This window comes from Mesorhizobium sp. M7A.F.Ca.US.005.03.2.1 (genome assembly GCF_003997795.1).
Lineage (GTDB): Bacteria > Pseudomonadota > Alphaproteobacteria > Rhizobiales > Rhizobiaceae > Mesorhizobium > Mesorhizobium ciceri.
Genome location: NZ_RZRP01001075.1, coordinates 1 through 1,812 on the forward strand (window position 1 = coordinate 1; position 1,812 = coordinate 1,812).

Consider the following 1,812-nt stretch of genomic DNA (forward strand, 5'->3'; position numbering starts at 1 on the left):
GCAATCGAGACGGTGCTCGCCGCTGGGCTGTGGCATGTGGAGGCCGATGCAGGGCAATTGGAAAGCGCATTGCTCAACCTTTGCGTCAACGCACGCGATGCCATGCCCGGCGGCGGAAAGCTCACGATTGAAACGTCTAACGCCCATATTGACGATCGGTATGCGAGAGAAAACGCGATCTCCTCGGGCCAGTATGTGATGATAGCGGTCACCGATTCCGGAACGGGCATGACTGCGGACGTGCTGGCAAGAGCCTTCGATCCGTTCTTCACCACAAAGGGAGTCGGCAAGGGTACCGGATTGGGACTTAGCCAAGTGTATGGGTTTGTTCGTCAGTCCGGCGGCAGCGTCAAGATCTATTCCGAACTCGGTGTCGGAACCACCTTGAAGATCTATCTACCGCGGTCGCATGGCGGCATTCCCGACAGCCCGGCCGCCGCCTTGGCGGGCGAGCATCCGGGACGTTCAGACGAGGTCATCATGATCGTCGAGGATGAAGATCGTGTACGCCTGATGGCCGCAGAAGCGCTGCGAGAACTAGGCTATTCCGTCCTGGAAATGTCGGGGCCACGAGACGCACTTGCCGCCGTGGAGAGCGGGCATGTGCCTTCGCTTCTGTTCACCGATGTGGTCATGCCGGAAATGTCAGGCCGCGAACTGGTGGACAAGGTCAGGACATCGCACCCGTCACTAAAGGTGCTCTACACCACCGGCTACACGCGAAACGCGATTGTTCACAATGGCACGCTCGATTTTGGAACGGAGCTTTTGACCAAACCCTACACGATCGACGAGCTGGCCGAGAAGGTCCGAAAGGTGCTCGATCGAAAGTAACGATCGGCCAGAGGCGATGTACTCAAGCGGCCGACCCAAATCCACTGCAGGCACGGCGGGGCGGTATGATGTCTCGCCGGAACCAGGGGGACTGCCGCGAGTTCTCTGGAATGGCAAATCATCCGATCACCAGCGCCCTTACCTCAATCGGCACACTGACTTCCCGTCCCGCTGCGTTCCTGGTCTTGTTGGCCTACGCAATTCTTTGGATGATTTTCGAGCGACAGAGCTTGGATTGGCATGGAGCCGCAACATTGTTCACCTGGGCGATGACGCTGTTCATCCAGCGTGCGGAGCACCGCGACACTCAAGCGATCCATGCCAAGCTGGACGAGATTCTGCGGTCAGATCACGCGGCTTCAAACATCACCCGGATCGACGATGAAGAGCCCGAGGAGATCGAAAAACATCGCCATCGCCAGCAACAGGGCGATTGACGTGCAGCCTTTCGGTCCCGTTGCGTCAGGCGCCCGCAAGAAGACCTCCCGCATTGCGCCTTGGCGAAAGGTGCTCATCTATCTGGCCATTGCCGCCATCGGCAGCCTGCTCACGGTGTTGATCATAAACCTCACTCCGCAGCCGCGCGTTCTACGATCTATCGTCCCCCACCGGTTCGACGCTACGGATCCCCAATTTTCCAAGACGATGAGCAGCTATTCGCAAGGGCAGATGTTCGGTTCCAACGCGGTCCAAACTCTCGTCAACGGAGACGAAATATTTCCCTCAATGCTGCAAGCAATCGGGGCGGCTCGATCCAGCGTCAACATGGAAACGTATATTTATTGGTCAGGAGCCATCGGCTACGAGTTCGCGATCGCATTGGCGACGAAGGCCCGCGAAGGCGTGGAAGTCCGCGTGAACGTCGACTGGGTTGGCAGCCTTCCCTTCGACGAGGACCTGATCCGCATCATGACGACGGCAGGTGTGCGGTTCGAACGCTATCGGCCGCTACGCTGGTATACGTTGGACCGTGTAAAC

2 protein-coding genes and 1 pseudogene are annotated in these 1,812 nt (G+C 58.3%); all 3 read left to right on the forward strand.

Translation table 11 applies throughout. The features are described from left to right. Window positions 1-834 (forward strand): ATP-binding protein (locus EN991_RS34745; protein ID WP_127370420.1); only part of this gene is annotated, 834 nt, incomplete at its 5' end. Window positions 835-944: 110 nt separating this feature from the next. After that, window positions 945-1,271 (forward strand): low affinity iron permease family protein, encoded by a 327-nt coding sequence (locus EN991_RS34750; RefSeq protein WP_027036398.1) that lies wholly within the window; start codon window positions 945-947, stop codon window positions 1,269-1,271. Then, window positions 1,216-1,812, forward strand: a pseudogene (locus EN991_RS34755) (cardiolipin synthase B); the annotation flags it as partial. The gene EN991_RS34750 and the pseudogene EN991_RS34755, both read left to right, overlap by 56 nt.